Source organism: Pseudomonas azerbaijanorientalis, from assembly GCF_019139795.1.
In the GTDB taxonomy this organism is placed as follows: domain Bacteria; phylum Pseudomonadota; class Gammaproteobacteria; order Pseudomonadales; family Pseudomonadaceae; genus Aquipseudomonas; species Aquipseudomonas laurylsulfatiphila.
Genome location: NZ_CP077078.1, coordinates 2,698,644 through 2,723,952, shown reverse-complemented (window position 1 = coordinate 2,723,952; position 25,309 = coordinate 2,698,644). Strand labels below are relative to the sequence as shown.

The following is a 25,309-nucleotide window of genomic DNA, read 5'->3' as shown; positions in this document are numbered from 1 at the left end:
AACAGCGCTCTTGGCCATTGCCGGTAGTTGAGCATCCGAATCAAATACTTCGTAAAAAACGAACAATTCAAAACGAATAAACGATTTTTATTGATGCAACATGCCCCTTAGCATGACCTCTTGCAGCATATTGCTGCGCCATGCGGAGACAGTCATGCAGATGGCCATTCAACGCCGCGGTTTCGAACTAACCGAGGTTTTGCACGGTTACCTCAAAGCGCCTGGCCTACAACTCAAGTCACGGCGCCCCCCGCATTGGGGCGGGTGACCGTGCGGCGCCACATGAATATCGACCAACCCTGGATACTTAAATGACCGCCATCAGCGTCGGCCAATCCTGGATGTGGGCCGCCTTCATCGGGTTCGTCCTCGCCATGCTGGCGCTGGATCTTTTCGTCTTCGGCGGTCGCAAGGCGCATCGTGTTTCGGTACGCGAGGCGCTGGCCTGGGTCATCGCCTGGACCAGTTTGGCGTTGGTCTTCTCCATACTGCTCTGGTGGTATCTGCGCAGCATGTTCGGCGCCGAAGTGGCCCAGCGTACAACGCTCGAATTCCTGACGGGTTACCTGATCGAACAGTCGCTGTCGATCGACAACATGTTCGTTTTCGTGATGATCTTCGGCTATTTTGCCGTGCCGCCAGAGTTGCAGCGCCGTGTCCTGCTCTATGGCGTGCTCGGCGCCATCATCATGCGCGCCATTATGATTTTCGCCGGTGTCTGGCTGGTGCAGGAGTTTGCCTGGCTGCTCTATGTCTTTGGCGCTTTCCTCGTCATCACCGGCATCAAGATGCTGATCTTCGCCAACCAGCAGCCAGACCTCGAAAAGAACCCTTTGCTGTGCTGGCTGCGTAGCCATCTTCGCATCACCGACGGTTTTCACGGCGAGCGCTTCTTCGTGCGCCAGAAAGGCCTGCGCTGGGCGACGCCGATGTTCCTGGTGCTGGTACTGATCGAGGCCAGCGACCTGGTATTCGCAGTCGACAGCATCCCGGCTATCTTCGCCGTCACCACCGACCCCTTCATCGTGTTCACCTCCAACATTTTCGCCATCATGGGCATGCGCGCACTGTATTTTCTACTGGCCGACATGGCTGACCGCTTCCACTTGCTCAAATATGGTCTGGCCATCGTACTGGTGTTCATCGGCGGCAAGATGCTGGTCGCGCCGTGGTGGCACATGCCGATCCAATGGTCGCTGAGCACAGTCGGCGGCATCATCTTGATTTCGGTACTGTTGAGTCTGACTTTGACGAAGAGCAAGGCACGGGTTACGAAAGAACAATGATGAATTTGAGAAAAGAACGGGCAATGACGGCACCGACGCTAGCCGCCTTGCTCATCAGTCGCCCATCGACCCCAGAAGCCACTGGCGAAATATCTCGGCAGAGGCAGAACGCTTGCGATGCTTGAGCGATACCAGGAACTCGCCATTGCCCGTCACGCATTCAAAAGGCGTAACCCGCTGCAATTCTCCCTTGGCCAGTGCCTCATCCGCCATGAACGACCATGCCAGGCCGATGCCCATGCCTTGTTGAACGGCCCGATACGCCAACGTCAGTTGGTTGAAGACCGGGGCTTTGTCCCGCGCGACGAAGTCGATACCAAAGTGGCCGAACCATTGATGCCAGTCCAGGCACTGCCAGGCGCAGGTGTCGATCTGCACCAGGTTGGCTTTCGCCAATTGTTCCAATGTCTCAACCCCCGAGACATCCAGTGAAGGATGAGCCACGGCATAGACGATTTCCGGCAGCAGGAAATCGCTGTCAAGCGACGGCCATTGGCCGCAACCATAGAGTACGCCCACGTCGAAATCATTGAGGCTGGCCTCATCGAACTCATTCATCGCGTGAACGTGCACGGCGATGTCGGGGTACGCCTTGTTGAATTCGATCAGTTTCGGGAACAGCCAGAATTGGGCCAGGGCATGGGTCGCCAGCACCGAGACGGCGTTGGACTGATGAACGTTGCGAATTCGCGTGACGCTTTGGTACATCGTGGTGAGGAGCACGTTGACCGTCATCAGCAGTTCATCCCCTGCGCTGGTCAACTTGACTCCTCGTGGCTTGCGCTCGAAGAGCGGGACGCCCATGCAGTCCTCAAGCTGGCGCATCTGTTTGCTCACGGCGCTCTGGGTCAGAAACAATTCGCCGGCGGCGCCCGTGAAGCTGGCGTGTCGTCCCACGGCCTCGAACGTGATCAGAGTCTCCAATGGGGGCAAGGTACGCAGATAACGGTTAATGACGGTTCTCCGGGACTGGCGATTGCTGCAAGACATTCCCCTGCGGAATGGGTGACCAACTTTATATCGCAGGTGGCGCTTATCTGCCATGGCTAGAATGCGGCTAAACAGCCTGCCAGAGCCGAGATGATGAACAGTGGAGTTGTATTTGCGATATTGGCGGGTGCCATCTGGGGTGGCGTGATTATCGGCCCTTCGTTGCTGCCGGAATTCAATGCCGTGCTGATCAGCAGTGTACGGTTTGCCCTGTATGGGATGATCTCGCTTCTCGTGGCCTTGCCCATCGCGTCTCGCCTGCTGTCGCGTTTGACGCGCAACGATGCCTGGATGCTGTTGCGTCTGTCACTGACCGGAAATATCCTGAACTACGCGCTCCTGGGCGCTTCCGTACAGCTGAGCGGGGTGACCGCGGCCGCCCTTATCAACGGCATGATGCCGCTCGCCATCACCTTTCTGGGGCGTAGCGATGCAGGGTCCCTGCCCCTGACCAGGCTCAAGCTCCCCCTGCTGCTGGTATTCCTGGGCATCGTATCGGTCAGCCTGGAACATACGGGTGCGCAGGCGGCGAGCACCTCGCTGCCTTCCCGGTTGCTGGGCCTGGCCTGCGGGTTCAGTGCTGTGGCCTGCTGGTCGTGGTACGCCACCCACAACGCCCGGTACCTCAAGCAAAGCCATTTCAACAGCAGCGAATGGTCGACGCTGACAGGCATCGTGACGGGCATCGTGGCGATCGTGTTCGGCATCGCAGCCTTGATGCTGTTCCCGAACCTGGTGCCCTCTGAGGTTGAAAGCAGCCGCTGGACGACTTTCCTGTGGGTTTGCCTGTTCCTGGCGCTCTGTGGTTCATGGCTTGCCAATGGGCTCTGGAATGCTTGCTCGCGCCGCATGCCCGCGTCGTTGAGCGGCCAGATGATCGTGTTCGAAACGCTGTTTGCCTGCGTATACGGTTTTCTGTTCAGCCAGCGAATGCCTGGCTTGATGGAAGTGGTCTCGATCGTGCTGCTGGTGAGCGGGGTCGTATGGGCGGCGAAACGTCATCGGATAATGCCGGTGAAACAGGCGCAACCCTGCGAATGACAGTCAATACTGTGGCGCAAACGCTTTCGGCGACTTCAAGACGACGCTCAGGGCAGAGGTTGGAGGCTGGTTTTGAAGGCAGTGACCACACGGTTACGGCCTTGGTGTTTAGCGTGATACAGGCGTTGATCGGCTGTACGCAGAATGGCCTCGATGGTGTCGCCATCGCGACCGGATTGCGATACGCCGATGCTCACTGTGACCACGGTTGACCGCTGCAGGCCATGAAAAGAACTATTGGCCACGGTGCTTCGCAGACGCTCGGCGATTTCATGCGCGCCTTCAAGTGAAGTCTGAGGCAGCAGTATCATGAATTCTTCTCCGCCCACTCGGGCCACGCCGTCATACGGCCGGATCGAATCGAGGCATTTCTCCACGAAACTCTTCAGGATGTCATCGCCAACCTGATGCCCGAAGCGATCGTTGATGGACTTGAAATTATCCAGATCCAGTGCCAACACGGAGAATGGCGCATCGCCGCGTTTGGTCCGGCCAATTTCGCCTTCGACCCGCTCCATGAATCGGCGCCGGTTATCAGCGCCTGTCAGTGGATCGGTCGCCGCAAGGTGCCCGAGTTCCTGATTGGTGCGCTGGAGTTCCTGCAGGGCGTTCTCGGCATAAGCCATCGCTTCGGCAAGACGCACCATCAACTCCTCCTGGCTGTAGATCCTGGAAAACGACCGCGTGGTGAGGAACGCTTGCACCACCCCATAGCTCAACATGAAGAATCCACCGGCGAAGATCGCGTGAGCGAGCCACCACATATGGTTCCACGGACGCGCAAGGATGAAGGCAAGGGAGGACAGCGCGAACGCGGTGACCGAGATGATGAAAATGGTCATCAACGGCGAACGGATACGGCGCAGCAGGAGAATTGTCACGGTCAATATGGAAAGAACGAGGGCGCCCCCCTCCATCGAGAGGCGCACCGCTAGATTGCCGGCGATCGGCGAATTCGCGACGTACGCCACTGCCACGTCAACCAGCAGGAACAGTCCTATCCAGGTCAACCAAGGGCGGGCCGTCATTCGTTGGTCCGCGGCATCTGGTGGGCGGTGGTACGACAGCATTGCGACTAACAGCAAAACCGACATGACCAGTCGAGAGGCCGGTCCATAAAGCAGGAAGAGCCAGATATTGTGGTGCGCAAGCCCGGTGAACGCACCATGCAACGCGTAGATCACTACAAAGCCGAGAAATCCAAGCGTCATCCATCGCAGCAGCGGCTCTCCCGATGACTGATAGCAGCGCCACGTGACGTAAGTAACAAACAGGCCTGCCAGGGTGGCTGCCGTGATCGCAATGATATGGAACAGGTGATTCTCGAATAAAAGCGTGGAGTCCTGAAAAAAGTACAAGTAACCAATCAGATAGGCCGGAACAAGCGCAAACCCCGCAAGCAGCAAGCAGGCGTAAACCTTGACCATGAGGCGAACGGCTTCAGGTGGCTCGTCGGTGGCAATGAAGTTGCTCATGGGTCCCTCCAGTTTTGATCCATTCAGAGTTTTTTCAGGAAGCCCAGTAGCAGCTCATTGACCTCTGTCGCGCGCTCTTGCTGTATCCAGTGGCCGGCACCTTCGAGGATATGACAACCGCGCAGTTGCGGCAGTGTCTGCGCGAAAGCTTCGATCTGCCGCGGGGAACCGGGAAACTTCAGCACGCCGTCGCGACTGCCGGCAATGAACATCGACGGCTGCAGGATTTTGCAACCGCGCCAGGGTGCCAGCAGCGCCCATGAGCGCGTCATGTTGCGGTACCAGTTCAAGCCACCGCGAAATCCGCTGCGGGTGAATTCACGGGTGTAGCAGGCAATATCCTCCAGGCTTAGCCAGGCTGGCAGGGTTTCGGGCTCGATCATCGCGCCCAGGAAGCCCTGATCCGGCTGCAGCCGCCCGAACACCGGCCAATCGGGTCCGTCCCCCGAACCACTGAAGTAGATGCGCCGGATCGACGATTCGACGTCCCTTTCCAGCTCGGCCTCGGCCACACCCGGCGTCTGGAAATACTGGATGTAGAAGTCGTTGATACCCCGCGAGGCCAGCGCGCTGAGGAGTTCCACGCGCGCCGGTGGCGAGAAGGGAACGCTCATGCCGACCACGGCGCGGAACAGATCGGGTCGCATCATTGCTGCGCTCCAGGCCACCTGCGCGCCCCAGTCATGGCCGACGATCACGGCTTGCTGTTCGCCGAGTGCGTTGACCAACTCGACCATGTCGCCTACCAGGTGGAGCGTGGTGTAGGCGTCGGGTTCGGCCGGCGCATCTGTGCCGCCATAGCCGCGCATGTCGGGTGCTACCGCCCTGTAGCCGGCGGCCGCCAGCGCAGCGAGCTGGTTGCGCCACGAGTACCACAGCTCCGGAAAACCATGGCAGAGCAAGACCAGCGGGCCGCTTCCTTGCGTGGCTATCTGCATGCGGATGCCATTGATCTCGAGCAGTTCCAGGTGTGGCTCGTTCATGTGCGCTTCCTGCGATTCAATCGATGGCCCCCAGCAACCGTGGCAAGCTCGCCAGAGCCTGTTGCCTGCTGACAGAGAGCCGATGCAGCTGTGCGAGTTTCTCGGTGTCGGTTTCCGTAAGGCCCCTGACCACCGCTGTCATGAAGAACAAACGCGACTGCCTGATCCAGCGGGCCAAACCTTCATGCTCTCCCCAGCGTAGCTGGTTACCCAGGTAGACCGCCCAGATTCTGATCCAGTCCGTGGGGACGTGAGGCGGCGGGACCATCATGCACAGCGCGTTCATTTGCGCTTGATCGACCAGGTGGCTTTCCACATAGGCGATCAAGGCCGCGCTGAACACGGGTTGGCAGCTGCTGACCATCAACAGGTTGATCTTGCCGCCGTCGAACACCTTCATTTCAGGCAGTCTCGGGATGGCACTGGCGCTGCAATCAATGTGCAGAGCATGTGGGCTTGTGGCGATGCTGCCCTGCTCGAGCACGATGCGCGTTGGCTCGATAACGCGCACCCTCCCCTGGCGCACGACGTTGTCGATGCGTCGCAGCTCACGCAGTTCCGCCTGTGTGACGGTGGCGCAGCGGTAAGCAGTGGGTTCGACGGACTTGTCCAGGCGCAGGAGCTGGCCTGTCGCCTCAAGCCTTAAGAACAGGTCCGGGATCGAGTCCGCGGCGGCGATAGCCTCGAACTGTGCCGTGAGACCGCCGATTGTTCGTTCGAAGCCGTCGAGGCCGGGTTGCAAGTTGGCCCGGTCGATCAACCACGGATCGTTCGGCATGATCCAGCAGATTTTTTCGGGCGCAACACCGTTTTGCAGCAACCACAGGCAAGCGTCGATCCCTGTCTTGCCCGCCCCCACCACTACGTAGCTGGAGTATGGGTGGCGGATTTTCGGCAAGTCGTTCAGTGGCACGCATTGCACGCCGGGTTCCACCCTGTACCTGGGCGGGTGGGTCGAGGGCACTGCTGTCTGGGCATGGGTGGCGTCCACTACCTTTCTGTGCACCCGCACCTGATGGTCTGCGCCGCTGACGAGCGAGGTAAACCGGTGGTCGTCAATCCGGTCGCCGGTGTAGTTGCACATGGGGAAGTAACGGACTCGACCTGATGGCAGGAACTGCTGATTCATCACCTGATCGAAGTAGCTCACCACCTCCGCGCCGGAGGCTAGCTCATACAAGCCCTCGTTCAGTGCCGTCGTATCTTTCGTTCCGCTACCCAGTTCCCGTGAGTTGACGCCATAGAAGGCCGAGGGCTGGTGCAACCGTACAAAGGGGTAGGCATCATTCCAGTGCCCGCCAGCTCGTTCGTGTCGGTCCACCATCACGATGCGTGCATTCGTTTCCTTGAGTAGCGTATCGACGAAGGCCATGGCCGTCGCGCCAGCACCGATGACCAGGTAATCGGTTTCGATCGGATTTTCGTCCATATGGCTGCACCGCCCTGAAGGTTGCCCCCTTAACCTCCGTAGATTAGCCACCTATGCCGCGCTCAATAGAACGAATGCTGCTCACCTCCATAACCAATGGATTAATGGCTGCAGCCCGCGCGCCAGACGGACGCCCCGTCAACCTCCGGGCTCGATTGTGGTGATCACCGGTCGAATCCATAGCCCATTGCTGCCTGTCACGAAGGACTCGGTCGACTGGCTTGAAGGCACTGATTCACCCTGCGTAAAAATCCGTCATGACATGTTATGACCTCCCTGAAAAACGGACTTTAACCAGCAAATTCAGGGGTTTTAGGACGAATGGTCGAGAGGCGTCAAGCGCGGGGAATTGCAGGGAGTTTGCAGCCACTACAGGCTTTTCAGATGGGCACGTTCGTCGTGGTGAAGTGAACTTCACTTTCATGGCGTGTCACATTAAGTCCTTGTCAAGTGAACTTCAGTGGAGGTACAGCCTTATGAGCATGGCCACGATAGTCAGTGCCGTGATTTCCAGTCTCGCACCCAGTGTCTTTGACCAGAACAACCTGCAAGACCCCGGCGCGCATGTCTCAGCCGTCGAATACCACTACGGTATGGACATCGATGTGAAACGGGTACTGCAGCGCACCGATACATCCGACAAGACCGGCGTAGTACCGGTGACCCTGGTCTACGAAGACAGCGCGGGCGAGATTCACAAGATCCGTTTCCTCGAATGGGGTGGAAGCCCTGCCGACCCCACCAGCATTGCCTGATCCGCACGTCGATCGGGTTCCCCAGAAGCGGAAGTTAAACCTCCTGTGCACTCAGTGCGATTGAGGTTTTGTGTTACCTGAAAATGGACATATTCGAATGAATGAAAGTTCATTCGCGAAACTCACTATTATCTTGGAGGTGTATTGCCCCAGGATTAATTGATAACAATGGCTGGATCTAATTGGCAGTCAGCAACGGTAAATTCCAATCAAACCGTGCCGAGAGCCAAGTTGATTCACTATTTAATAAAAGAGGTCACCATGGAACTTAGTATGTTTTCTTCGTCCACCGTGGAATATGTGCGTTTGGGCGTTGTCTATTTTCATCTCATCGCCTGTTGCGTGGCAGTCGGGCTGGTCTTGACCAGTGACATTGCAATGGTCAAGCAACTCCTGAAGGGGGATGCGTCAGGTCACCACGATGACGCGCACATGGAAAGCCTTCAAAAAACCGTATCGCTTGCACTTGTAGCGCTTTGGATTACGGGCATTGGTATCGTCGGGATCGATTATGCCGGTAAGGGGATGGAGTATTTCCTCAATCCAAAACTGCAAGCCAAAATCGGCATCGTTGTGCTGTTGACCTTTAACGGCTTCCTGTTGCATAGCGCTGTATTGCCGGCGCTGAAAAAAGCCGGTTCTTTACTCAAGCTCTCCTTCAGCCTGCGCATGCTGGCGCTGTTCTCCGGTGCCCTCTCTGGCGTGTCCTGGTTCTATGCCGCGATGCTCGGTATTGGTCGTCCGCTGGCCTGGAAGTACTCGCTGGTGGAGTTGCTGGCAGCCTATCCGGTTCTCATCGTCGGCGGTTTCGGGATGATGGTCCTGCTCACTGCCTGGGCAAAAGACAGAGACACCGAAACGCGTATGGAGCAAGGCTTCAGGACTCCAGGAAACGCCGCCCTCGCTGGATGGTGAAACCAGACTGAACAAGGAAGTTCAGCTTCAGCCAATAAAGCCTGCTGTCAGCCGTTCGAAAACGGTGCTGCTAACGCCTCTATCGCTTCCCCTTCATGCAGACTACGGAAAGATAAGCCCCCCAAAGGACACCACACAGGGCAAGTATCAACTCCGGATTGAAAATACTCTGATCGACCGGTGCCACCAGGATTTCGCTGTAAAGGCACATGGCGCCCGCGATCAACGCAATAAAGTAGCCAGTCCGTGTTCTGGTCCGGCGCAGCAATAGAACCTTTTTCAGACCCTCTTCTTTCCATTCCTGACGGGGCATGAGTTGGATCTCCTCCAGCAGCACCACGCCCCACAGTAATGCGCATAACCCATAACCTATCATCATGATGCCCTCCAGAATTCAACCTGAATGCAGCCTGCACTCAGCGCTCAACTTGTGAATATCCATTGCGGAGTCTTTTCTGGCTCGTTGACGATTGAGCGGACGATAATTTCCGAGGGGTCAATATGCTTGATTGGGACGCCCCCCGCTATCGACGTTAGCAGGAGTTCTTTGTGGAGATATCAGCCAAAAGCTTGTAGTGATTCCACTACAAGCAGCCACTCTAGGTTAACAAGCCATTTTCGAGTGCATAGCGGGCCAGTTGCGCGTTGCTGTCCATCCCGGTTTTTTCCAGGATGCGTGCCCGGTACGTCGTGACGGTGCTCGGGCTCAAGTGCAGTATCTGGGCGATACGGACAATTCTTTCGCCTGCAGCCAGGAGCTTCAGTACTTCAAGCTCCCGGTCGGAGAGCGCTTCGTGGGGTGCCTCGTCGCCTCTGCCGATCGCGTTGACCAGTTTTTCCGCCAGTTCAGGACTGACGTGCTTGCCGCCTGAGGCCACCTTGCGAACGGCCGCCACCAGGGTGGCTGCGCAAATATCCTTGGTGAGGTATCCCGCTGCGCCGTGCTTGATTGCGCGTAACGCATAGGCCTCGACCGAATGCATGCTCAACATCAGAACGGCGAGCTTGGGCTTGTGCGCACGCATGAGCTTGAGGAGTTCGAGGCCGTTCTTGTCGGGTAGCTGAATATCGACCAGCGCCACGTCGAAATCCTGTTCGCGGACCAGGAGCATGGCGTCTTGTGCGGTCTCGGCTTCACCCGTTACGTCGATCTCGCCGGCAGTCTCCAGCATGCGACGCACGCCGCTACGCACGATGCTGTGATCATCCACCAGCAAGACTCTGATTTTGTGGTCAGTCATCTGTCTTTTCCATTCGCACCCGCAAGGCCCTGGCCGTTTCGTGTCTCGATGTACAGATGATGTTGAACCCGCCGGCCACACCGCTACACAGGCGTGCGCTCATGCTTTTCCACACCAACCCTGCGGCCAGTGGCCAGCAAGCTATTGAATCTGCTGCCGGGTTCTACGTTAGCAGGTCGGGATTGCACTGCAAGATGACAATTGCCCCCAGGATCCGGGGCATTGCGTCAACCTTGCTAGTATTTCGTAAGTCAACGCACCGTTTTCAACAGGCTAAATGCTGCAATGCCGGCTCCTGCGGCAAGGGGTAATGCCTTGCCCGCGGCATCATTCTGACTGGACACAGACATGGCCACAGTGACGACACCGACCGAAGTATTGGACATGAAGACATTGCTGGCAGCGCTGAAGTCGTTGCGCAAAGGTGACTTCACCACCCGTATGCCGGAAGACTGGACCGGCATGCCGGGCAAGATCGCCGACACGCTCAACGAGATCATCGACATGGCCGCCGAGACCACCACCGAATTCGAGCGCGTGGCGCAACTGATCGGCAAGCAGGGCAAGGTCGATGAGCGTATCCAATTGCCGATGATGAAAGGCTCGTGGCAAAAGATCGTCAACTCCAGCAATGCGCTCACCAGCGACCTCATCAGCCCGATGAACGAGATCATTCGCGTGGTCGGTTCGGTGGCCGAGGGTAATCTGAGCCAGCAGGTACCGCCGGTACTCGACGGTCTGAAACTGCGGGGCCAGTTCCTCAAGTCCGCCGAGATCGTCAACACAATGGTGACGCGACTGGGTTCCTTCGCTTCCGAGGTCACCCGCGTGGCGCGCGAAGTCGGCACTGAGGGGATTCTCGGTGGGCAGGCCAATGTCAAAGGGGTGTCCGGCACCTGGAAAGACCTGACCGACTCCGTCAACGACATGGCCGCCAACCTGACCACCCAGATGCGCAACATCGCTTACGTGACAACTGCAGTGGCCAAAGGCGATCTGGGCAAGACGATTACCGTCGAAGCCCGGGGTGAGATTCTCGAACTGAAAAACACCATCAACACCATGGTCGGCCAGCTCTCGAGTTTCGCGGCTGAGGTGACCCGCGTGGCGCTGGAAGTCGGTACCGAAGGCAAGTTGGGCGGCCAGGCGGAAGTGCGCGGCGTATCAGGCACCTGGCGCGACCTGACCGAATCGGTCAACGGCATGGCGGCCAACCTGACCACCCAGGTGCGCAACCTCGCACAGGTGACGACGGCGGTGGCGCGCGGCGACCTCGGCAAGAAAATCACCGTTGAAGCCAAGGGCGAGATTCTCGAACTGAAAAACACCATCAACACGATGGTCGACCAGCTCTCCAGCTTCGCCTCGGAGGTGACCCGCGTCGCGCTGGAAGTCGGTACCGAAGGCAAACTGGGCGGACAGGCCGAAGTGACCGGCGTGTCCGGTACCTGGAAGGACTTGACCAATTCGGTCAACGGCATGGCGGCCAACCTGACCACCCAGGTGCGCAACATTGCCGACGTGACGACGGCGGTGGCCAACGGCGACCTGTCGCGCAAGATCACCGCCGAAGCCAAAGGTGAAATTCTCCAGCTCAAGGAAACCATCAACACCATGGTGGACCAGCTCTCGACCTTTGCCGACGAAGTGACGCGCATGGCTCGCGAGGTGGGGACGGACGGCAAACTCGGCGGCCAGGCCAAGGTGACGGGCGTCGGTGGGACCTGGAAAGACTTGACCGACTCGGTCAACAGCATGGCGGCCAACCTGACCAATCAGGTGCGCAACATCGCCGACGTGACGACGGCCGTGGCCAAAGGCAACCTGGGGCGCAAGATCACCGTGGAAGCCAAGGGCGAAATCATGGAGCTGAAGAACACCATCAACACCATGGTGGACCAGCTCAACAGCTTCGCCGCCGAAGTGACGCGGGTGGCGCGCGAAGTCGGCACCGAAGGCAAGCTCGGGGGGCAGGCACAGGTGCAAGGCGTGTCTGGCACCTGGAGGGATCTGACCGAAAACGTGAACTTCATGGCGGCCAACCTGACCAGCCAGGTGCGAGGCATCGCGAAAGTGGTGACCGCCGTCGCCAACGGCGACATGAAGAAGAAGCTGACACTGGAAGCCAAGGGCGAGATTGCCGAACTGGCCGACACCATCAACGGTATGACCGATACGCTGGCGCTGTTCTCCGACCAGGTGACCTCGGTGGCGCGTGAAGTGGGCGTCGAGGGCAAGCTGGGGGGCCAGGCCAACGTGCCGGGTGCTGCCGGCACCTGGCGCGACCTGACTGACAACGTGAACGGTCTGGCGGCCAACCTGACCAACCAGGTGCGTGCAATTGCCGATGTGGCGACGGCCGTGACCAAGGGCGATCTGACCCGTTACGTGGAGGTGGAAGCCAAGGGTGAAGTGGCGGAACTGAAGGACAACGTCAACGAGATGATCCGCAACCTGCGCGAAACCACGCGGCAAAACGCGGAACAGGACTGGCTCAAGAGCAATCTGGCGAAGTTCAACCGTCTGCTGCAGGGCCAGCGCGATCTGGCGGCAGTCTCCAAGATGGTGCTGTCTGAACTGGCTCCGCTGATCAACGCCCAGCACGGTGTGTTCTACATGATGGACGAGAACCCGCCGGATCCTGCGAAACTCAAGCTGCTGTCCGCTTATGCGTACAAGGGCAACATCAATGTGAACGATGAGTGGCGGCTCGGCGAGGGCCTGGTCGGGCAATGCGCCTACGAGAAACGGCGCATCCTGTTGACCGATGTACCGGCCAATTACGTCGCGATTTCATCCGGTCTGGGTGCTGCCGCCCCGCTGAATATCATCGTGTTGCCGATCCTGTTCGAGAACAAGGTCAAGGCCGTCGTCGAAATGGCTTCGTTCACGCGCTACAGCATCATTCATCAGACCTTCCTTGATCAGCTCGCCGAATCGATCGGTATCGTGCTCAACACGATCGAAGCCAATATGCGTACCGAAGAACTGCTCAAGCAGTCGCAATCGCTGGCGCACGAACTGCAAAGGCAACAGGAGGAATTGAGACAGACCAACGAGGAGCTGGAGGACAAGGCCGGACTGCTGGCGGAGCAGAAAGCCGAAGTCGAGCGCAAGAACCGTGAAGTCGAAATCACCAAGCTGTCGCTGGAGGAGAAGGCGGAGCAGCTGACGCTGACCTCGAAGTACAAGTCCGAATTCCTCTCCAGCATGTCCCATGAGCTCAGAACGCCCTTGAACAGCTTGCTGATCCTGGCCCGGCAGCTCAGCGACAACGCGCAACACAATCTCACCCCCAGGCAGGTCGAATATGCCAAGACCATCCGCAGCGCGGGCAAAGACCTGCTGGAGCTGATCGACGAGATTCTCTACCTGTCCAAGATCGAGTCGGGTACGGTCACACTGGATCTGAATGAAGCACGGTTCGCCGATCTGCACGACCAGATCGAACGCACCTTCCGGCCGGTCGCCGAAAGCCGCGGCCTGACCTTCACGATTGAACTGGCACCTACCCTGCCCCCCGTCTTGTGGACCGACGAAAAGCGTCTGCTGCAGGTGGTCAAGAACCTGCTGTCCAACGCCTTCAAGTTCACTGAACAAGGCAGCGTCAGGATCAGCATCGAGCCCGTTGTGTCCGGGTGGAGTGTGGATCACAGCGAACTGAATCGCGCCGATGCGGTGGTCGCCTTCGTGGTCACCGACACCGGCATCGGCGTCTCGGCCGGCAAGCAGAAGCTGATCTTCGAGGCGTTCCAGCAAGCCGATACCGGAACCTCACGAAAATACGGCGGCACCGGCCTCGGCCTGTCGATCAGCCGCGAGCTCGCACACCGGCTGGGCGGTGAGCTGCGGTTGATCCCCGGTGAGATCGGCAAGGGCAGTACTTTTGCGCTGTACGTGCCCTTGCGAACACAGGATGCCCAGCGTCAGATGCTGGACGAATCAGTGACAGAGACAGTACCTGGCCAGGTCAGGCGCGACCTCCTGTCAGGCCCGACTGCACAGATACTCGACGACCGCGAGTCGATCCAACCCGGCGACCAGGTGCTGCTGATGCTCGAGGGCGATGCCCGATTTGCCGGCATCCTGCTCGAGGCCGCGCACCAGGAAGGGTTCAGGGCTATCGTCACGACCCGTGGCGCGGATGCGCTGGAGCTGGTCGAGCGCTTCAAACCCGCCGCGATCACGCTGGACCCGGGCCTGACGGACATCGATGGCTGGTTGCTGCTCGAGCAGTTGAAGGGGAATTTCGCCACGCGTCACATCCCGGTCCAGATCATCTCGAACGCTGACGACCGCACACGCGGGCTGCGCTATGGCGCTTTCGACTATCTGCTCAAGCCGGTCACAGCCGACGAGATTCAGCATGCGCTGGTCGGCATCGTGGCTTTCGCAGGGCGCAAGACCAGGAACCTGCTGCTGATCGACGGCGACGAAGCGAACCGCGCCCGCATCCTCGATCTGCTCGGCAACACCGACGTCAAGATCGAAACGACCGCCAGCGGCGCTGAAGCCTTGAAGAAACTGGCAAATAAACGCTACGACTGCATGGCAATCCATCTCGAACTGCCCGACGCATCCGGCATCAAGCTCCTCGAGGCGTTGCAGCAAGACCAGGCCATGCGTGAATTGCCGATCGTCGTCTATGGCGCAGAGACACTGACCAAGCCGCAACACGAGCGTTTCAGGACACTGCTGGGCAAGGGCGTGATCAAGGCTGTTCAATCCCCCGAGCGCATACTCGACGAAACCGCACTGTTTCTTCACCGTGTCGTCGACAGGCTGTCGCAGACCCAGCGCAGGATGCTGGAAAAACTCTATGAGGGCTCGGACAGCCTCGAGGGTAAAAAGGCCCTGGTGGTCGACGACGACGTGCGCAATATCTTTGCCCTGACCAGCGTGCTCGAGAGCAACAACATGCGGGTGGCCACGGCCGAAAACGGCCGAACCGCCATAGAACTGCTGCAGCAGCAGCCCGATACCGACATCGTGCTGATGGACATCATGATGCCCGAGATGGATGGCTTTGAAACCATGCGCCAGATCCGTACCTTCAAACGATTTGAAGCCTTGCCCATGATTGCGCTGACGGCCAAGGCGATGATGGGTGACCGTGAAAAGTGCATCGAGGCAGGCGCCTCGGACTATGTCAGCAAGCCGGTGGATACCGACCAGCTGCTGTCACTGATGCGCAAATGGCTCTATCGATGAAGCAACCTCCGGTATTCAATGAAAGAGCCCAGGTGCGGCACCCGGCCCCGCCTGATGGCGTGCCAGCATCGGTGTTGCTGGTGGATGACAACCCCGCCAAGCTCACCGCGCTCGCCGCAGTGATTACCGACATGGGCCTCGATGTCGCCACGGCGACTTCCGGACGCGAGGCGCTGCGCCTGCTATTGCAACGCGACTTCGCCGTCATTCTGCTCGACGTGAAAATGCCGGCGATGGACGGTTTTGAAACCGCTGCACTCATTCACGGCCGCCCGAAGTCGGCCCATACACCCATTATCTTCGTCACCGCGGAGGCCGACACCGACTCCGAGCGTTTCCGCGGTTATACGTCCGGCGCCGTGGATTACATCTTCTCGCCGATTGTGGCCGAAGTGCTTCGCGCCAAGATCCAGGTGTTTGTCGACCTGTACTACTTGCAGCGCAAACTGACGATGCAGGCCGAAGAATTGCTGCAATCGAAGCGGCAGCTGCGAGAACTGGCGTCCTATCAGGAGCACATCAAGGAAGAAGAGCGAAAGCGCATCGCACGCGACATCCACGACGAGCTGGGACAGAGTCTGCTGGCGTTGCGAATCGATGTCTCCATGCTGCAGGCGCGCACCCGTACCATGCACCCCAGGCTCAACGAAAAGGCCAGCGATGCGCTGAATCACCTCGATACGGCCATCCGCAGTGTGCGCAGCATCATCAATGATCTTCGACCACCCGTACTCGACCTGGGATTGCAGGCCGCGATCGAGTGGCAACTTGAAGAGTTCCGGCAGCGCAGCGCGATCGATTGCACGATGTCGGCCAAAGACGAAAATTTCCGTTGCGACCTGAATGAAAAATCCGCCACGACGCTGTTCCGCATCGTGCAGGAATCACTGTCGAATATTGCCCGGCACGCGCAAGCGACACAGGTGCATATCGAACTTTCCAGGGAGGGTCGCCGGCTTTACTTGCAGATCAAGGACAACGGCGTAGGCATGACGGATCGCAAAAAACTGAACTCGTTCGGGCTGGTGGGCATGAAGGAACGCATCAGCATGCTGGGCGGGGAATTCACGATCGACAGCGCACCGGACAAAGGAACGAGACTGACGATATCGCTGCCCATCGACTGACCTGGATGGTGCTGAAAGTGCTATGGCCCGTGCCCATGACCGGGTGTGCTATATCGTTAACACCACAGTGCCCATTGCATGGTGCTCTGCCATTTCAGAGCGAAGCTCACCAATCAGATTGGCAATGGCACGGCTGGAGTTCAGTTCGCTGGTCATGGCCGCAGTGACCAGCAGATCAATCCGCCCGGATATCGAATCGAACACTTTGATCATCAGTGATCCATCCGGGTTTACCGTGCAGGTACACGAAAGAGGTTGAAATTCATGTTCAATAATATGACGAAACTCAGGCGTAGAAATCATGGCTCACGTCCATAGGGTCGGGGATCTGGATGGCTACCGTTCTTCGATTGGGGAACGAAAACCGGCTTCAATCGTATTGATGGCATCTGACATGTGCTGGGTGCGATGGTCTGAACGCGCACCTTCATCATAAAAAACGGCGCCCCTTTCAACGGAGGGCGCCGTTTCGGTTTAAAGCCTTACACCACGCCGACAAAATCACTCGCGGTGAGGGCCACATGACCGACCAGGTCAATTTGGAAGTCGGCGCCATTACCGTTGTTCACGTTGCCCTCCACATAAGTGTGATCGACCCCGCCGACGTTGACGAAGTGGTACTTCAATTGCGCCTGGTTGTTGAACTCGTTGCCCACTCCGCTCCAGGCGCCGAGGAAGTTGAAGTCCTGATTACCGCCTGCACCTGCACCGGACGTCCGGGCATCGATCTGGGTCAGATCGATATGATCGGTGCCCTGTACAAAGTCGGTGATCACGTCACGGCTCGCATTCGAGGTGCCCGAATCGTTGATCGAACTGAACATGAAAATATCTGACCCGGCGCCGCCGGTCAGCGTATCGCGGTTGCCATTACCGGTCAGCGTATCGTCACCGCCACCGCCGCTCAGGGTGTCGATACCACCCTGCCCCGTCAGCGCATTGTTGCCGTTGTCACCGGTCAGGCTGTTGGTGCCACTGCCGCCGACAACACTCTCGATACTGATCAACGTGTCATTGCCCGTCTGAGCGCTACTGGCCAGGCCGGTGGACAGATTGACCGTTGCATTGGCCGATGTCCCCGAAAGGTCATAGATGTCGGTGCCGCCACCGCCATCGTAGGTGTCATTGCCATCGTTGACCGACGCGACAAAGGTGTCATTGCCAAGACCACCAGACACGTTGTCCAGGCCCTGCCCACCCACTACACGGTCATCACCGCTGCCACCGTCAATCCAGTCATTGCCGCCCTGACCTTGCAACAGGTTACTGGCCGCATCGCCTTGAATGTGATCGCTACCCGAACCGCCGATGACGTTCTCGATGCCCGTCAGCAGATCACTACCGGTCTGTGCACTGCTGGATATGCCCGCTACCAGATCGACCGTTGCTGCCGCCGAAGTGGAGGACAAATTGTAGGTGTCGACTCCCGAGCCACCGTCATAGCGGTCGTTGCCGTCGTTCAGCGATGCCAGCAAAATATCGTTGCCGGCATCGCCGAAGATCACGTCATTGCCCGCCTGGCCACTGAGCTGGTTATTGCTGCCATTGCCGTGGATGACATTGTCCAGAGCGTTACCGGTACCGTTGATGTTGCTGGAACCCACCAGAGTCAGGTTCTCGACGTTCGCGCCCAGGGTGTAGCTCACAGAAGACATCACCGTATCGGTGCCCTCGGCAAAATTCTCCTGCACCACATCGCCATTGGCATCGACCATGTAGATATCGTTGCCAGCATTACCTCGCATCGTGTCGTTGCCGCTACCACCATCCAGCAAGTCGGAACCCAGGCCACCGTTGAGGACATCGTTGCCCGAATAGCCCATCAGGATGTCCTGATAATTGGTGCCATTGAGCGTGTTACTGAAGAAGTTGCTGCCTTCAATGAAGCGCCCGACTGCCTCTGACGGGGCCGACGTCAGTTGTTCCACTGTCCCGCTGTTGTCCGTATAAGTTGTAACCACACGCAGTTGCTGGCCGAACTGTGCCGAGGTGGGCGCAAAGGTCGAAACATTCGCTCCGGCGATGCTCAGCCAGGTCGCACCCACCAGTGCTTGCCATTGATAGGAGAAACCGCTTGGCCCAGGCAAACCGTCTGCGTCCTGGATAGCCGAAGTGTTGGCCGTCAGCCGATATTGGGTCGGCACCGGGCGACTTGGGGTAGACGGTGCGGTGGCAAAGCCAGACAGCACCACATTACCGGTCGGCAGTTGGTTAGTGAGACTCAGGTTGATCGTACGGTCGGCGAAACGCAGTTTTTCCACCCCCATCACGATGTCGGTGCCGTCGACGTTAGCCGCGCCAAGTCGCAGGTCCACCACTTTGAATGCCGTGATCAGTTCTCCCCCCGGCCGGGTATCGGTGAACCTGGTGATGCTGTAGTCGGCAAAATTGCCGCTGAACAGTGCCGCATCTGCTGCGCCGTCAGCCGTACCGGAAGCTGCGTGGTTGTCACCCAGTATGAAATCCGCCCGGGTCGCTTGCAGGCCCGTAAAGTGTTGAGCAAAACCCTGGCTGGCGAGCAGGTGGTTCAAGTCGGCGAGATGGATCGAATCACCGACGATCACATCATTGCCGCCGTTCCCCTGAGAGACGTCATCGCCACTGCCTCCAATCAGCCAGTTCTCTGTGGCATTGCCGATCAGGCCTGCCAGAGGGCTGGACGGGGTCGCCACATTCGGACGGCTGTCACTGAAGCGTGAGCCGATCAGTCCTTCTATGTCCGTCAGTAAGGCGTTGAACGGCTGGAACAACACTGCAGTGCCTGGTGCAGCCACGATGTTTTGGTTATTGAGGTCTGCCGCTGCGTCCAAGGAGATGTTCACATCGCTGAAGGCAGCAATATCGAAACCCACGTCGCCCAAGGCCTCATCACCGTCCCCTTGACCCGGTGCACCACCCAGGCCTGGCAACAGAATGTCGTCACCGACACCGCCGAACTCCTGGTCGCCGGTGGAGCCACCGGAAATGATGTCATCACCGTCTTCACCGAACAGAATGTCCGGGCCGTCGCCACCGTAGATCTCATCGTTACCGTCACCGCCATGCACCAGATCAGTGTCGCCGCCTGCATCGATGTAGTCATTGCCGGCGCCGCCATACAACTCGTCGATACCCGCTTCACCGTAGAGGTGATCGTTACCGTTACCGCCAATCACCACATCCAGGGCACCGGCGCTGGTCCCGGCATAGATAATGTCGTCCCCTTCCCCGCCATCGAGGAAATCTTCGATATCACCGCCGTAGATCACATCGTTGCCGTCACCACCGTAGATATGGTCGGCACCGGCCTTGCCATCAAGGATGTCATCACCACCTTCGCCGTAGATCGTATCGTCACCGTCACCAGCGTCGAGCCAATCGTTGTAGTCGGTGCCAGACAACACTTCGTGGGAGTTGTACCCCACCGCCGCGGTGCCATCAGGGTTCTCGCCCTGATCCGGACGGTAGTCACGGATATAGGCTTGAGCGATATGCGTTTCCGGGTTGGTCAGGCTGACCAGTAAACCGTTACCGCCAATTCCGCCCGCGCCACCGGTCGAGTAAACACCTACGTGGTTTGCCGCAATCAGCGTGCCGTACTTGTGCTCGCTTTTGTACGCAGTGGCACTGGCACCGGAGTCGGTATTGTTCAGTTCGATGTAGCTGTCGGCATAACCGAACACATCGCCGGCCAGGTGGCGGGCGTCGGTGGTGCGCTCGATGATGTCCTTGAATTGTTCGGTCACCACCTGCTCGTTGAGGTTGGTCATCGCTGGCAAGCCCAGATCCAGTCGGAACAGGTAATAGAAGCGGTCACCGTCCATCAACCGCTCCATCTGGTCCTCGAAGATGGCATTGAAGGTGGTGCCCAATTGCCCGGTGTAAACATGTTTTTCCGCCAGGCCACCGATCCACAGGTCGATCGCGTTGTACCCGTCATAGCCGGCCACATGATTGCCATTGGCATCGGCGGCGCCGGAAAGAAAATACGCCGCCTCTTCGGCCGTGACGCTTCCGCCCGCGTAGTTGACCGTGACACCTGATACATCGGCATCAATGATCGCCTGGGCATGGGCCTTGTCTCCGTCAAAAGAATACGCGGCGATGAAATTGACCAGGGATTCGGGGTGGATCATGTTGTTGGCGAAGTCACTCCAACTGGTATAGGGCGTCAAGGCGTCCACGATCAGGTTGGTGTGGTGCTGAGCTCCTGCCGGTGACTCCCGCTCGGCAATCAGCGCATCGTGAATCTGCTGACGCGGCTGGTTCAGTGTGGGCAGTCCCAGGTCACGGCCACGGGCCAGGTTGATGGTCGCCAGGTCCAGCGGCTGACCGAGCAGGCCTTGTTGCAAGGCCGGGGTGACGAATTCGTCGATTTCATTGCTGAACTGCCGGGTCATGCCCAAGGCAATGGCCGTCGGCCCAACCTCGGCAAAGCCGCCGGGATTGAGGAATGCCTGCTCCAGCGCATAGTGGGTGATCGCGCCGGTCAGGTCATAACCACCACTGGCATTTTTCTCCAGGGCATCGATGGTTTCGCGCAGTTGCGAGTGACCGAAACGGAATGCTGCCTGGCCGTATTCGAGCGAAATATTGGCGTTGATGCCCGAGTCATAGGTCACGAACTCTGGCAAATCCGGAGTGATCAGCCGGGCGTACTGATCAATCGCAACGTGCTGGTATTCCATTTCCACGGTCAGTTTGGCGGCGTAGAACAGCTTGTCCTGGTCCCAGGACACCGTCAGGCCATCAGCCAGGGTGAAGTTGCCGCTGGCATCGGAATAAAAACCACCACTGCCATCGCTGACCTGAACCTGCCAGTTGTGCCGCACGTTGACGTCAGTCTGCGCCAGCACCTCATTTTGCAGGTTAATCAACTGCACGTTGTGGTCTTCGTGGAAGACATGGTGGATCGCAGTCAGGCCAAAGTTTTCGTTCACCCTGCCGTCACCGGCAATGTAGTGGTCGCCCACCGATTGCAGCAGCAGTTCGTTGGCCACCGCGTAATCGGCACTGCCCGCAGCGGCACTGATGGAGAAGTCGGCAAAATTGACAAAGCTGAACAGGTTTTTCGGTCCGGAATTATCGTAGTTGATGACCATCCCGAAGGGGTTGTTCGCGTCGAAGGTAATACTGGTGATATGCGCATCCAGAGACATCAGTTTCGCTTGGTCGATATGCAAATCATCGAAGTGCGGATTCATGTCCAGCAGGATCGCCTCACGGGTATACACCGCTTGCACGCCAGGCGTGCCGGGGTCGGCATCCAGCACATGGCCATTGGCATCGCGCACGCGAAAGTTGGCGATGTCATCCCAGGTCAGATCGTCACGGCCGGTCGCCAGCACATGGGCGCGCAGTTCGCTCAGGGTGGGCAAAGTCTGGTGGGTCAACACGCCATTGAGGGTCCAGGCCGCGTCGTCACTCAAGGTGGTGCCATCGAACAGCGCTGCGCCAGCAATGAACTGCCCTGGATGATTTGGATCCGCCACCCACTGACGCAGCAATTGCGTCACCGCGTCATTGGAGCCATAAGTCTGGTTCTGATCGATATAGGGCGAGTCAAGGTTGACGTATTGCGCCTGTCCCTGCCCGTCCACTTCGCTGACGGAGGCCCGGTGTACCTTGATCGAGTACACAGGCTGCCCATCCGGGCCGATCGTGCCGTATAGCGGGTCGTCCGGCGCAAGGGGAATAGTGATCGTTGCGTTTTGGTTGGGCTTGTTGATGAAGTCCAGTCCATGGTCAAAAAACTGCCCGAACAGTGTGAACCAGCCAGTAGTCGACGGGTCACCGCTGACAGTATTCTGGTTTCGGATGTAGTACTGGCCGGAGTCCGGCGACGTGGTATCGACTTCGCCAATGGTGCTCAGGATCCCCGGATCCGTAACGATCGCAACGCCAGTGGCTGTGTGCTGTATGTGCCCGCTGGCATCGGTGGCAAACGTCACTCCACCACTGACGATGGTCTGGCTGATCATCCGTGGCGTGTAGTCCACCAGTGAAGCTGTCGGATCGCTATACAGTGAACTACTGTCAATCATGGGCGTAGCGCCCACAGGTACACCCGCCCCCGTCAATGCGGAATTGCTCAGGTTCTGTTGGACGTAGTGCGTGTAGTCCGAATGGGTCAGGCGTATGAAGTTTTGGCCGAAACTGCCCCAGGCCTGCCCATCCAGGGTCATGTTATTGAAGTGCCCCGAGACGTTGCGCAAGCCGATCGGGTCGCGGGCACCGTTGTACCAAATGGCTTCACCAAGAGGCGCGTCAAGCGGATTGAAACTTCCCAGCACGCCGAGCACATGGACACTACCATCCGAGCCCTGATAGCCGTAGAGCGGATCACCGGCGGTGTTGTAACCGACGACATGAATGGTCGGAAAGGAAACCTGCTGGTCAAGAAACGAAATATCGTTTTGATTGAGGGTGAAGCGCTTTAGCTCATACATGATGGCAATCTCCGAATGACCTTTGAGTTGCAGGGTTTACCAACCGACTTGTCACCTATGTTCAGGGAATCAAGGCCATGGCAAAAGATGCAAAGGTCGAATCAAAAAACGAGACTTTTATCGCAGACGAGCCTGAAACTTTGGTCGGACCTGCCTCTGTTTCCAATGTCGATGGCAAGGGAAATTGGCGCACCCGGATAGCGGCCCAGACGCGCAAGCTGAGTCGCTCGACCCAGTTTGTCATTGCCGCCGCACTGATCCTGGGACTGACCATGTTCTTCGTCGGCAAACTGGTGAGCACACGAATAGAAAGCGCCGCGGTACAGAGCGCGGCAGAAGCGGGCGCCCACTACATGGAAGCTTTTCTGGAGCCCTATGTGCAGGAGATGGGGCGGGACAACAGCCTCTCGGCTGAAAGTATCCAGTCCCTGGACCGCCTGATGGAAAGTCGTTCGCTAAATCAGCACATTGTCTCGATCAAGATCTGGCGAGCGGATGGCACGGTGCTCTACAGCACGAACAAAGCCATCACCAACCGCAAATTCCCGACAGACGAGATAAGCGAGGCGCTCAAGGGAAATGTGGTCACCGACCTTGAAGAACTGGACCAGGATGAAAACGTGTTCGAGCGCAAGCTCAACCTGCCGCTCTATGAGATCTACGCGCCCCTGCGGGACTTCGACTCCAGGAAAGTCATCGCGGTAGGCGAGTTTTATGAAAGGGCCGACAGTCTCAAGCGCGAGATCAATCGGGTCCGACAGCAGGTATGGATAGTTGTCGGCACTGCGACACTGGCCATGCTGACGCTGCTTTTCTTCATCGTGCGACGCGGCGACAAGATTATCCAGCAACAACAAGTGGCACTGCGCGTACGGCTGAAGGAGCAAACCCGCCTGCGCATCGGCATTGCCGCGCTCCAGCGCAAGATGGCGACGGCTACCCAAGAGTTTTCCCGGGTCAACGAACTCACCTTGCGGCGCATTGGTGCGGACTTGCACGATGGGCCGGCGCAGTTATTGACTCTGATCCTGATCCGACTCGACGATCTGGTGGAAAACTGCTCGGCTGTCGATCAAGAGTCGCTGGAAACCATTCGTGGTGCCGCCACCGACGCCTTGCGTGAAGTCCGCGATCTATCACGGGGCCTGGCGCTTCCGGAAATCAACGATTTGAGTCTGGTGGAAGAGTTGCAACTGGTGGCGCAACGGCACGAGCAGCGCACAGGCACCAGGGTCACATTAACCCTGGGGTCGCTACCGGAGGCCGCGCCGCTGCCGCTCAAACTCTGCTTGTACCGTTTTGTGCAAGAAGCCCTCAACAACGCTTACCGGCATGCCAACGGCGAGGGTCAGGTCATCCAGGCTCAATACGTTGATGACGTATTGGACATCAGTGTCCGGGACAGTGGTCCGGGCATGGCGGCGGACGCCATGCTGCTCGAGAAATCCGGTAGAACCCGATTGGGGCTTGCCGGTTTGCGTTATCGCATTGAAGCGCTGGGCGGGTTGTTCAGCATCGACTCCAGCACCTCGGGTACTTCGGTCAATGCACAGTTCAAACTCTAGTAGTCAGGAGCCGCTCCGGGCATCCCTTGTGTTGTCCCTGCGCTGATGTGAAGTCGCCCGACAACTTCGCGCTCCCGGTAATGCCGCAAGGCCGTGACCGCTTCGACACGATTTCGAGCGTGCAGCTTCTGCATCACGCAAGTCATGTGGTGCTTGACGGTTTTTTCGCTGATCAACAGCTTTGACGCAACTTCCTTATTGGTCAGCCCCTTTGAAACTTCACGAATGACCTGCTCCTCGCGATGGGTCAGATCAATCTTGTGAATCTCCGCTGCGCGCTTCTTGAAGTTACTCAGCAGCTTATTGGCAAACTCGGGGGTGATATACGTCTCACCCTTGGCAACCGACCTGATCGCAAAGACCAGTTCCGGTCCGCTGACACCTTTCAAAACATACCCGCGCGCGCCGGCCTCCAGTGCCGAATAGGCGTGATCTTCGGATTCTGAAACCGTCAGCATCAGCACCTTCACATCCGGTAATTCAGTGGAAATGAACCGCACCGCGGCGAAAACATCGCCCGGCATATTGACGTCCATCAGCATCACGTCCGGGAGCGCCCTCTGGGCAATATCCCTGGCATCCTGCGCATTGACGCCCTGCTCCACGACCTGAAGATCCGCCCGTTTTCTCAACGTATTGGCAACGCCCTCACGCAACAACGGATGATCGTCGGCAATGCCGATGCGAATGACTGGATTCATGAGACGCTCCCGAAAAGATAAGCACTCGAACATTGATTGATTAATAGCAGGTTACCGGGGATGACGCGGGTCACCGGTCGTAAGTCCAAGTCTCCGGGGCGTTCGGAAATAAGACTTAAGTCGCACGAAATCCGTTCGTCAAAAAGCAATCGCCCTCACATC

The 25,309-nt window shown here is 58.1% G+C and carries 16 protein-coding genes; 7 read left to right on the top strand and 9 right to left on the bottom strand.

Annotated elements, in window-relative coordinates:
* Positions 1-311 precede the first annotated feature (311 nt).
* Positions 312-1,286, top strand: a complete 975-nt coding sequence (locus tag KSS91_RS12015) for a TerC family protein (RefSeq protein ID WP_302470005.1) — start codon at positions 312-314, stop codon at positions 1,284-1,286.
* A gap of 54 nt (positions 1,287-1,340) precedes the next feature.
* On the opposite strand, the gene KSS91_RS12010 is transcribed toward KSS91_RS12015, so the two are convergent.
* Positions 1,341-2,276, bottom strand: a complete 936-nt coding sequence (locus KSS91_RS12010) for a LysR substrate-binding domain-containing protein (RefSeq protein ID WP_217838073.1) — start codon at positions 2,274-2,276, stop codon at positions 1,341-1,343.
* Positions 2,277-2,366: 90 nt separating this feature from the next.
* Here KSS91_RS12010 and KSS91_RS12005 point away from each other — a divergent pair, with 90 nt between their 5' ends.
* Complete coding sequence (locus KSS91_RS12005; protein ID WP_217838072.1) at positions 2,367-3,317, top strand: DMT family transporter; 951 nt, start codon at positions 2,367-2,369, stop codon at positions 3,315-3,317.
* A 47-nt stretch (positions 3,318-3,364) separates the two neighbouring features.
* On the opposite strand, the gene KSS91_RS12000 is transcribed toward KSS91_RS12005, so the two are convergent.
* The 3 genes from KSS91_RS12000 to KSS91_RS11990 are packed head-to-tail and all read right to left on the bottom strand — an operon-like array spanning position 3,365 to position 7,204.
* Positions 3,365-4,792: a GGDEF domain-containing protein gene (locus KSS91_RS12000; RefSeq protein ID WP_126045480.1), complete on the bottom strand. Its 1,428-nt coding sequence runs from the start codon at positions 4,790-4,792 to the stop codon at positions 3,365-3,367.
* 23 nt (positions 4,793-4,815) lie between these two features.
* On the bottom strand, positions 4,816-5,775 hold the full coding sequence (locus KSS91_RS11995; protein ID WP_217838071.1) for an alpha/beta fold hydrolase: 960 nt from the start codon (positions 5,773-5,775) through the stop codon (positions 4,816-4,818).
* 16 nt (positions 5,776-5,791) lie between these two features.
* The gene (locus KSS91_RS11990) at positions 5,792-7,204 is read right to left on the bottom strand and encodes an NAD(P)/FAD-dependent oxidoreductase (RefSeq protein WP_217838070.1); all 1,413 of its coding nucleotides are present in this window, start codon (positions 7,202-7,204) and stop codon (positions 5,792-5,794) included.
* 476 nt (positions 7,205-7,680) lie between these two features.
* Between KSS91_RS11990 and KSS91_RS11985 the strand changes: the two genes are divergently transcribed.
* Together KSS91_RS11985 and KSS91_RS11980 are read left to right on the top strand one after the other, a co-directional pair.
* Positions 7,681-7,959 carry a DUF2790 domain-containing protein gene (locus tag KSS91_RS11985; RefSeq protein ID WP_217838069.1) on the top strand — a complete coding sequence of 93 codons (279 nt, stop codon included), beginning with the start codon at positions 7,681-7,683 and terminating at the stop codon, positions 7,957-7,959.
* Positions 7,960-8,220: 261 nt separating this feature from the next.
* Positions 8,221-8,874 (top strand): hypothetical protein, encoded by a 654-nt coding sequence (locus tag KSS91_RS11980; protein ID WP_217838068.1) that lies wholly within the window; start codon positions 8,221-8,223, stop codon positions 8,872-8,874.
* 79 nt (positions 8,875-8,953) lie between these two features.
* On the opposite strand, the gene KSS91_RS11975 is transcribed toward KSS91_RS11980, so the two are convergent.
* The gene (locus KSS91_RS11975) at positions 8,954-9,253 is read right to left on the bottom strand and encodes a hypothetical protein (RefSeq protein ID WP_217838067.1); all 300 of its coding nucleotides are present in this window, start codon (positions 9,251-9,253) and stop codon (positions 8,954-8,956) included.
* Between the two features lie 220 nt (positions 9,254-9,473).
* Positions 9,474-10,115, bottom strand: a complete 642-nt coding sequence (locus KSS91_RS11970; RefSeq protein WP_217838066.1) for a response regulator — start codon at positions 10,113-10,115, stop codon at positions 9,474-9,476.
* A gap of 348 nt (positions 10,116-10,463) precedes the next feature.
* Between KSS91_RS11970 and KSS91_RS11965 the strand changes: the two genes are divergently transcribed.
* A complete protein-coding gene (locus KSS91_RS11965) occupies positions 10,464-15,326 on the top strand; it encodes a response regulator (protein WP_217838065.1) in 4,863 nt (1,620 codons plus the stop codon).
* A complete protein-coding gene (locus KSS91_RS11960) occupies positions 15,323-16,453 on the top strand; it encodes an ATP-binding response regulator (RefSeq protein WP_217838064.1) in 1,131 nt (376 codons plus the stop codon). The genes KSS91_RS11965 and KSS91_RS11960 overlap by 4 nt, the downstream gene beginning before the upstream one ends.
* Positions 16,454-16,501: 48 nt before the next feature.
* On the opposite strand, the gene KSS91_RS11955 is transcribed toward KSS91_RS11960, so the two are convergent.
* Together KSS91_RS11955 and KSS91_RS11950 are read right to left on the bottom strand one after the other, a co-directional pair.
* The gene (locus tag KSS91_RS11955; protein WP_217838063.1) at positions 16,502-16,756 is read right to left on the bottom strand and encodes a DUF1652 domain-containing protein; all 255 of its coding nucleotides are present in this window, start codon (positions 16,754-16,756) and stop codon (positions 16,502-16,504) included.
* A gap of 179 nt (positions 16,757-16,935) precedes the next feature.
* Entirely contained in the window at positions 16,936-22,881 is a 5,946-nt protein-coding gene (locus tag KSS91_RS11950; RefSeq protein ID WP_217838062.1) for a peroxidase family protein, read from the bottom strand.
* Positions 22,882-22,958: 77 nt separating this feature from the next.
* Between KSS91_RS11950 and KSS91_RS11945 the strand changes: the two genes are divergently transcribed.
* Positions 22,959-24,446, top strand: a complete 1,488-nt coding sequence (locus KSS91_RS11945) for a sensor histidine kinase (protein WP_217838061.1) — start codon at positions 22,959-22,961, stop codon at positions 24,444-24,446.
* On the opposite strand, the gene KSS91_RS11940 is transcribed toward KSS91_RS11945, so the two are convergent.
* Positions 24,443-25,147, bottom strand: coding sequence for a response regulator (locus tag KSS91_RS11940; RefSeq protein ID WP_015094728.1), 705 nt, complete (start codon positions 25,145-25,147; stop codon positions 24,443-24,445). The genes KSS91_RS11945 and KSS91_RS11940 overlap by 4 nt on opposite strands.
* Between the last annotated feature and the right edge of the window lie 162 nt (positions 25,148-25,309).

Excerpts from the sequence above, each read along its gene's own strand:
- KSS91_RS12010 (WP_217838073.1), bottom strand. The coding sequence starts at position 2,276 with ATGTCTTGCAGCAATCGCCAGTCCCGGAGAACCGTCATTAACCGTTAT.
- KSS91_RS12005 (WP_217838072.1), top strand. The coding sequence starts at position 2,367 with ATGATGAACAGTGGAGTTGTATTTGCGATATTGGCGGGTGCCATCTGG.
- KSS91_RS11960 (WP_217838064.1), top strand. The coding sequence starts at position 15,323 with ATGAAGCAACCTCCGGTATTCAATGAAAGAGCCCAGGTGCGGCACCCG.
- KSS91_RS11940 (WP_015094728.1), bottom strand. The coding sequence starts at position 25,147 with ATGAATCCAGTCATTCGCATCGGCATTGCCGACGATCATCCGTTGTTG.
- KSS91_RS11985 (WP_217838069.1), top strand. The coding sequence starts at position 7,681 with ATGAGCATGGCCACGATAGTCAGTGCCGTGATTTCCAGTCTCGCACCC.
- KSS91_RS12000 (WP_126045480.1), bottom strand. The coding sequence starts at position 4,792 with ATGAGCAACTTCATTGCCACCGACGAGCCACCTGAAGCCGTTCGCCTC.
- KSS91_RS11965 (WP_217838065.1), top strand. The coding sequence starts at position 10,464 with ATGGCCACAGTGACGACACCGACCGAAGTATTGGACATGAAGACATTG.
- KSS91_RS11950 (WP_217838062.1), bottom strand. The coding sequence starts at position 22,881 with ATGTATGAGCTAAAGCGCTTCACCCTCAATCAAAACGATATTTCGTTT.
- KSS91_RS12015 (WP_302470005.1), top strand. The coding sequence starts at position 312 with ATGACCGCCATCAGCGTCGGCCAATCCTGGATGTGGGCCGCCTTCATC.
- KSS91_RS11975 (WP_217838067.1), bottom strand. The coding sequence starts at position 9,253 with ATGATGATAGGTTATGGGTTATGCGCATTACTGTGGGGCGTGGTGCTG.
- KSS91_RS11955 (WP_217838063.1), bottom strand. The coding sequence starts at position 16,756 with ATGATTTCTACGCCTGAGTTTCGTCATATTATTGAACATGAATTTCAA.
- KSS91_RS11980 (WP_217838068.1), top strand. The coding sequence starts at position 8,221 with ATGGAACTTAGTATGTTTTCTTCGTCCACCGTGGAATATGTGCGTTTG.
- KSS91_RS11995 (WP_217838071.1), bottom strand. The coding sequence starts at position 5,775 with ATGAACGAGCCACACCTGGAACTGCTCGAGATCAATGGCATCCGCATG.
- KSS91_RS11990 (WP_217838070.1), bottom strand. The coding sequence starts at position 7,204 with ATGGACGAAAATCCGATCGAAACCGATTACCTGGTCATCGGTGCTGGC.
- KSS91_RS11945 (WP_217838061.1), top strand. The coding sequence starts at position 22,959 with ATGGCAAAAGATGCAAAGGTCGAATCAAAAAACGAGACTTTTATCGCA.
- KSS91_RS11970 (WP_217838066.1), bottom strand. The coding sequence starts at position 10,115 with ATGACTGACCACAAAATCAGAGTCTTGCTGGTGGATGATCACAGCATC.